4 protein-coding genes are annotated in these 6519 nt (G+C 43.2%); 2 read left to right on the top strand and 2 right to left on the bottom strand.

The annotated features are described in order from the left end of the window. Window positions 1-32 precede the first annotated feature (32 nt). Window positions 33-1247 carry a DNA-binding transcriptional regulator NagC gene (gene nagC, locus AACT21_RS05080; RefSeq protein ID WP_026028126.1) on the bottom strand — a complete coding sequence of 405 codons (1215 nt, stop codon included), beginning with the start codon at window positions 1245-1247 and terminating at the stop codon, window positions 33-35. 2 nt (window positions 1248-1249) lie between these two features. Continuing rightward, entirely contained in the window at window positions 1250-2386 is a 1137-nt protein-coding gene (gene nagA, locus AACT21_RS05075) for an N-acetylglucosamine-6-phosphate deacetylase (protein WP_026028127.1), read from the bottom strand. Between the two features lie 489 nt (window positions 2387-2875). Between nagA and nagE the strand changes: the two genes are divergently transcribed. Next, complete coding sequence (gene nagE, locus AACT21_RS05070; protein WP_013857296.1) at window positions 2876-4363, top strand: N-acetylglucosamine-specific PTS transporter subunit IIBC; 1488 nt, start codon at window positions 2876-2878, stop codon at window positions 4361-4363. 328 nt (window positions 4364-4691) lie between these two features. Next, window positions 4692-6362: a glutamine--tRNA ligase gene (gene glnS, locus AACT21_RS05065; RefSeq protein WP_017048027.1), complete on the top strand. Its 1671-nt coding sequence runs from the start codon at window positions 4692-4694 to the stop codon at window positions 6360-6362. Window positions 6363-6519: the final 157 nt, after the last annotated feature.

Below are 6519 nucleotides of genomic sequence, written 5' to 3'. Positions count from 1 at the left end.
ACACAGCCTTTTATTATAATTCAATCGGTTGCTTAATCGCCAAGTAATTTTTGAAGTAAAACACCATTTAACATTGCCCGTTTAATCATAGCAAATGCACCTATGGTTGGTTGTTTATCAATCTGCGACGCAACTATGGGTAAATTGGTGTGGAAAGTTTTGAGTGATTGATTCTCTACATTTCGTTGAATCGCGGGGAATACGATCTCTTGAGCGGCTGTAATTTGACCTGCAATTACCACTTTTTGTGGGTTAAACAAGTTGATGGTCATCGCAATGGCTTTACCGAGTTGATTACCCACTCGAATTAAGCTCTGTTTTGCTAGCTCATCACCGAGATTGGCGTGCTCACATACATCATTGATGGTAATGCTCTCTATATTCGCTAGGCTAGATTCATAGCCCTGAGCAATCAGTTTTTTAACACGAGATATAATAGCCGGGTTTGCGGCTACCGTTTCTAAACAGCCGAAATTTCCGCATTGACACTGTTCGCCGAGTGGGTCGATTTGGATATGACCAATTTCACCTACGTTACGGTTATAGCCTAGGAATACTTGACCATTGACGATAATGCCAGCCCCAGTTCCTCGGTGAACGCTGACTAGGATAGAGTCTTGACAGTCTTTGCTGGCACCAAAATAATGTTCGGCAAGCGCCATACCGCGCACGTCGTTGCCAACAAAACATTCAACATGAAAATTATCACGAATGATGTCACCTAAAGCGAGTGCATCAATAGCAATATTGGGCATGTATTCTACGACACCCGTTTCTGGGTTGACTAAGCCGGGTAGGGCAATACCAATGGCAATGAACTGTTCGATTCGCTCTTGCTGTTGTTTGATAAAGGTATTGAGGTGGAAAAGGAGCCCCTCAATTAATTGTGTTTGGTGAGAATAGTGAAACTCGTGATAGTCCGACGCGAGTTCTTTGCCCCCTAAATTATACAGGCTGAGCTGAATGTAATCTCGGCCTAAACGTACGGCGACAGAGTGAAAAGGGGCGACTTCGGTTGTTAAGGAGATGGCTCTACGTCCGCCAGTAGAGGCTTGTTGTGCGACCTCTTTAATGAGGCCGCGTTCTAGAAGTTGGCGGGTTATTTTTGTAACACTTGCTGGAGCAAGTTGGCTCACATCGGCAACTTGAATACGAGATATCGGACCTTGTAGGTCGATCAATCGGTACACTGCTGCGCTGTTGAGTTGTTTGACTAAATCTACGTTACCTATTTGTCCGCCATTCATTATCAATTGTGCTCGTATTGTCCGTTAACAACCGTCGCCTGAACATTGAAGTCTCTATCAAATGCAGTGAGGTTCGCCACCATGCCTTTTTTAACTCGGCCTAGTTTGTGATCCACACCAATTGCTTTTGCCGGATACAGAGTTGCCATCCGCAGAGCTTCGTCCAATGCGATACCAACGTGCTCAACAGTGTTTTGCACTGCCTCAATCATAGTGAGTGCTGAGCCGCCCAGTGTGCCGTTTTCATCAACACACTTACCATCACGGTAATATACTTTCTTACCGACAAAAATAAAGTAATCCATGTTAGCGCCTGCAGGAGCTGTGGCATCGGTCACTAATACAAGCTTTTCGCCTTTGATTTTGTGAGCAATTCTGATGTTAGCATAATCAACATGAAAGCCATCAGCAATAATGCCAGCATAAACTTCTGGGGTGTCATAAATTGCACCAACGACACCGGGTTCACGTCCAACCATCGGCGTCATGGCATTAAATAAGTGTGTGGCAAAGGTGATGCCTGATTCAAAGCTTTTACGTGCTTCAGTATAAGTTGCGTTAGTGTGACCAATCGATACTACAATGCCAGCTTTCACCAGACGTTCAATGTGTTCTGGATTGTTGTGCTCTGGCGCCAATGTCACTTTAGCAATCACATCGCTATTTTCACACATAGTGGCGATCATGTTGTCATCTGAAGGGCGGATGAAATCCACACTGTGAATGCCCTTTTTCATCACATTAAGATATGGCCCTTCAAGGTGTAAACCCAGTGATTGGTTTTTATATTGAGAGTGATATTCACGTGCGGCAGAAATCGCTTTGCGCATGTCTTCGTCTGAAGAGGTGATTAACGTTGGCAAAAAGCTTGTGCATCCTGATTTTAGGTTGGCTTTATGCATGATCTGCATCGTAGTCGCCGTTACTTCATCATTCAGCATCACACCGCCACAACCATTCAATTGCAGGTCGATAAAGCCTGGGCTTAGGTTTGCACCATTTAAATCTTGTGTCGCTATATCTTGTGGTAAATCCGCAATAGGACAGACCGCTTCAATCAACTCGTTGTTGATAATCACAGCATGGTCAACTAGCACATCACTGCCAGTGTAGATTTTACAGTTAGTTAGTGCGTACATAATCATCAAATCCTTATCTATCAATATTTTATAAATTTGGCGAGGCGACGAAATGAAAGGTGGAATGTGCCAGTACGGTGCTTTCTTTTCTTACTTCAATTAGGTCGCGAATTATCTTGCTAGCAAACAGCCAATGCTGGATGACATTAAAATTAAGTGCTCGTTTTGACTGGGTTATTTGATGGTTATAGTTTGCATTTTATACGAAAAAAGCCAGTCGGGGTTGTTTAGCTTACATGCTATTCGACGATGAAACAGGCAAATATTATCGCCTAATTTCCATTTTTTTTAATTGTAAAATAAGTTTTATGATCTCGCTAGCAAAAACCTTGGTATTTGGCAGATTGTGGTGATTATGATCACAAATGATAAGGTTTTAATTTGCGGAGCAAAATTAATATCATAAACTGAGTTTGACTAAATTGAGCGACTAAAATAAGTGGCTCAACCAAATACAAAAAATCCTAAATCCTATAGGGGGAACTTAAGGTGAATATTCTTGGATACTTTCAAAAAGTAGGCAAGGCGTTGATGGTACCAGTTGCCACATTGCCAGCTGCCGCGATACTAATGGGTATTGGTTATTGGATCGACCCAAATGGGTGGGGTTCAAACAGTGCCTTGGCTGCATTCCTGATTAAAGCAGGTGCTGCAATCATTGATAACATGTCTGTACTGTTTGCTGTTGGTGTGGCTTACGGTATGTCTAAAGATAAAGACGGTGCTGCTGCATTGTCGGGTTTTGTTGGTTTCTTAGTCGTGACGACTTTGCTTTCTCCAGGAGCCGTTGCACAGATCCAAGGTATTGATCCAAGCGCAGTTCCTGCTGCTTTTGGTAAAATCAACAACCAGTTTGTTGGTATTTTAGTAGGTATTGTTTCTGCTGAAATCTACAATCGCTTCTCTACTGTAGAATTGCATAAAGCATTAGCCTTCTTCTCTGGCAAACGCCTAGTACCTATTTTGACGTCGTTTGCCGGTATCTTTATCGCTTTCGTTCTGATGTATGTATGGCCGCATGTTTATGGTGGTCTAGTATCGTTTGGTGAATCGATTCAAGGTCTAGGTTCTGCGGGTGCAGGTATCTATGCGTTCTTTAACCGTTTGCTAATCCCTGTTGGTCTTCATCACGCACTGAACTCAGTATTCTGGTTTGACGTTGCGGGTATTAACGACATTCCTAACTTCTTAGGTGGTGCAAAATCTATCGCTGAGGGTACTGGTATCCCAGGCGTAACGGGTATGTACCAAGCAGGCTTCTTCCCTATTATGATGTTCGGTCTACCTGGTGCGGCATTGGCTATTTACCACACATCTACAGCGAAGAATAAAGAGAAAGTTGCTTCTATCATGATTGCAGCTGGTTTTGCTTCATTCTTTACCGGTGTAACTGAACCTCTAGAATTCTCGTTCATGTTCCTTGCTCCTGCACTATATGTACTGCATGCAGCATTGACGGGTCTATCAGTATTCATTGCTGCTTCAATGCAGTGGATTGCGGGTTTCGGTTTCTCTGCAGGCCTTGTGGATATGGTATTGTCATCACGTAACCCACTGGCGGTTAATTGGTACATGCTAATAGTTCAAGGTATTGTGTTCTTTGCTCTGTACTATGTGATTTTCCGTACCGTTATTTTGAAATTTGGCCTTAAAACACCAGGTCGCGAAGATGACGACAGCGATAGCAAAGTATCAGGCGCGAAAGAGTCTTCTGAGCTCGCTAAACAATACCTTAAAGCTCTAGGCGGTCACAGCAACCTATCTAACATCGATGCTTGTATCACTCGCTTACGTTTATCTGTCAATGACATGAGCATTATCGACGAGAAAACATTAAAAGCATTGGGTGCAATGGGTGTGGTGAAACTGGGTACTAATAACCTACAAGTTATCTTAGGCCCTCTTGCTGAAATCGTTGCTGGTGAGATGAAGTCTATCAATGCAAACGAAGATCTTTCTAGCGTGAAACTTCCTTAGTCTTAATCGCAACCGATGATTAGGTTATTTTAAAGCCTCTGCTTCATGCAGAGGTTTTTCTTATTCATCAAATGAGCGCTATTCAAATTTAAGGCTGCCCACAACGGTAGCTTTTGTCTATTTCTTACGCCCTTTGCCTGAAATTTTGCTTAGCCTAGCCAGACAAAAGGCAATGTCTTGAAATAATCGCAGGAAATGCCCACTTTTTATTGTGCAAGAGCGGATAATTGTGGATCATTAGCGACAAACTTTCTGTTTCTGCAAGCATTGCTGCTCTTACATACAGAAAAATCTTCTGACGATACTAAATAATTTTGAGGTGCTATAGATGAGTGAAGCTGAGGCTCGTCCATCGAATTTTATTCGCCAAATCATTGATAAAGATTTAGCGGATGGCAAACACACAAGTGTGCATACTCGTTTTCCGCCCGAGCCAAATGGTTACCTGCACATCGGTCATGCTAAATCTATCTGCTTAAACTTTGGTATTGCTCAGGACTATCAGGGACAGTGTAATTTACGTTTTGACGATACAAACCCTGAAAAAGAAGATATGGAGTACGTTGAGTCAATCAAAGCCGACGTGAAATGGCTCGGCTTCCAATGGTCTGGTGATGTTTGTTATTCGTCAGATTATTTTGACAAACTATACCAATACGCGGTTGAGTTGATCCAAAAAGGTCTGGCTTATGTTGAAGAGCTCAGTCCAGAAGAGATCCGTGAATATCGAGGTACATTGACTCAAGCAGGTAAGCCAAGTCCGTACCGCGATCGCAGCATTGAAGAAAACCTAGCGCTATTTGAGAAAATGCGCGCTGGTGGTTTCGAAGAAGGCAAAGCGTGCCTACGTGCCAAGATTGACATGGCATCATCCTTTATGGTGATGCGCGATCCTGTGCTTTACCGTGTTCGTTTCGCTGAGCATCACCAAACGGGTAATAAATGGTGCATTTATCCAATGTACGATTTTACCCACTGTATCTCGGATGCCTTGGAAGGGATCACGCACTCAATTTGTACCCTAGAGTTTCAAGATAACCGCCGTCTGTACGATTGGGTGTTGGAAAATATCACGATTGATTGTCGACCACATCAGTATGAGTTTAGCCGTTTAAACCTTGAATACACGGTAATGTCTAAGCGTAAACTAAACCAGCTGGTTACGGAAAAATTAGTGGATGGTTGGGATGACCCACGTATGCCGACGATTTCAGGTTTACGCCGCCGTGGATTCACACCAGCATCGATTCGTGAGTTTTGCAAACGCATAGGTGTGACAAAACAGGAAAATATGATCGAATTCAGTTCGTTAGAGTCTTGTATCCGTGAAGACTTAAACGAACATGCGCCTCGCGCCATGGCGGTTCTTGACCCTGTAAAAGTGGTGATAGAAAACTTTGAGGCGGGTAAAGTCGAGACGTTAACGCTGGCAAATCATCCAAACAAGCCTGAAATGGGCGAACGTGAAGTTCCATTTACTCGCGAATTGTGGATTGAACGTGAAGATTTCCGTGAAGAAGGCAACAAGAAATACAAACGTTTAGTGCTAGGCAAAGAAGTTCGCTTACGCGGCGCTTACGTAATAAAAGCAGAGCGCATTGAAAAAGATGCACAAGGCAATATTACGACAATATTCTGCACTTACGATATGGATACTCTGGGTAAAAACCCGGCAGATGGACGCAAAGTGAAAGGTGTTATTCACTGGGTATCCGCCGATAAAGCCTTGCCAGCTGAAATTCGTTTGTATGATCGCCTATTTACCGTTCCCAACCCGGCGGCAGCTGACAACTTTGCCGAAACTATTAACCCGGATTCATTGGTTAAAATTAATGGTTTTGTTGAGCCTAGTTTGGTGTCGGCACACGCGGAGCAAGGTTATCAGTTTGAGCGCATGGGTTATTTCTGTGCTGACTCGAAAGATTCTAAACCAGAAGCGTTGGTTTTTAACCGCACAGTGGGTCTACGTGACACTTGGGCAAAAATAGACGCAGAGTAAGCTTAAGTACTATTTAAAAAGGTCAGCCAATGCTGGCCTTTCTTTTTATTATGGTACTGTTTTGTCTGAGCAAGCTCACTTAACGGGGAAAAATGTGTGAGATTCCTGCGATTATCGTAGTCGTGACACATTTTTTACCTTGCGTCCTATAGTTTTG

It is taken from the genome of Vibrio sp. V08_P9A1T1, assembly GCF_963874405.1.
Lineage (GTDB): Bacteria > Pseudomonadota > Gammaproteobacteria > Enterobacterales > Vibrionaceae > Vibrio > Vibrio anguillarum.
The sequence above is the reverse complement of the archived record's forward strand: the minus strand, read 5'-3'. Positions and strand labels throughout refer to the sequence as shown.

Coding starts and splice junctions, on each gene's coding strand:
- nagC (WP_026028126.1), bottom strand. CDS start 1,247: ATGAATGGCGGACAAATAGGTAACGTAGATTTAGTCAAACAACTCAAC.
- nagA (WP_026028127.1), bottom strand. CDS start 2,386: ATGTACGCACTAACTAACTGTAAAATCTACACTGGCAGTGATGTGCTA.
- glnS (WP_017048027.1), top strand. CDS start 4,692: ATGAGTGAAGCTGAGGCTCGTCCATCGAATTTTATTCGCCAAATCATT.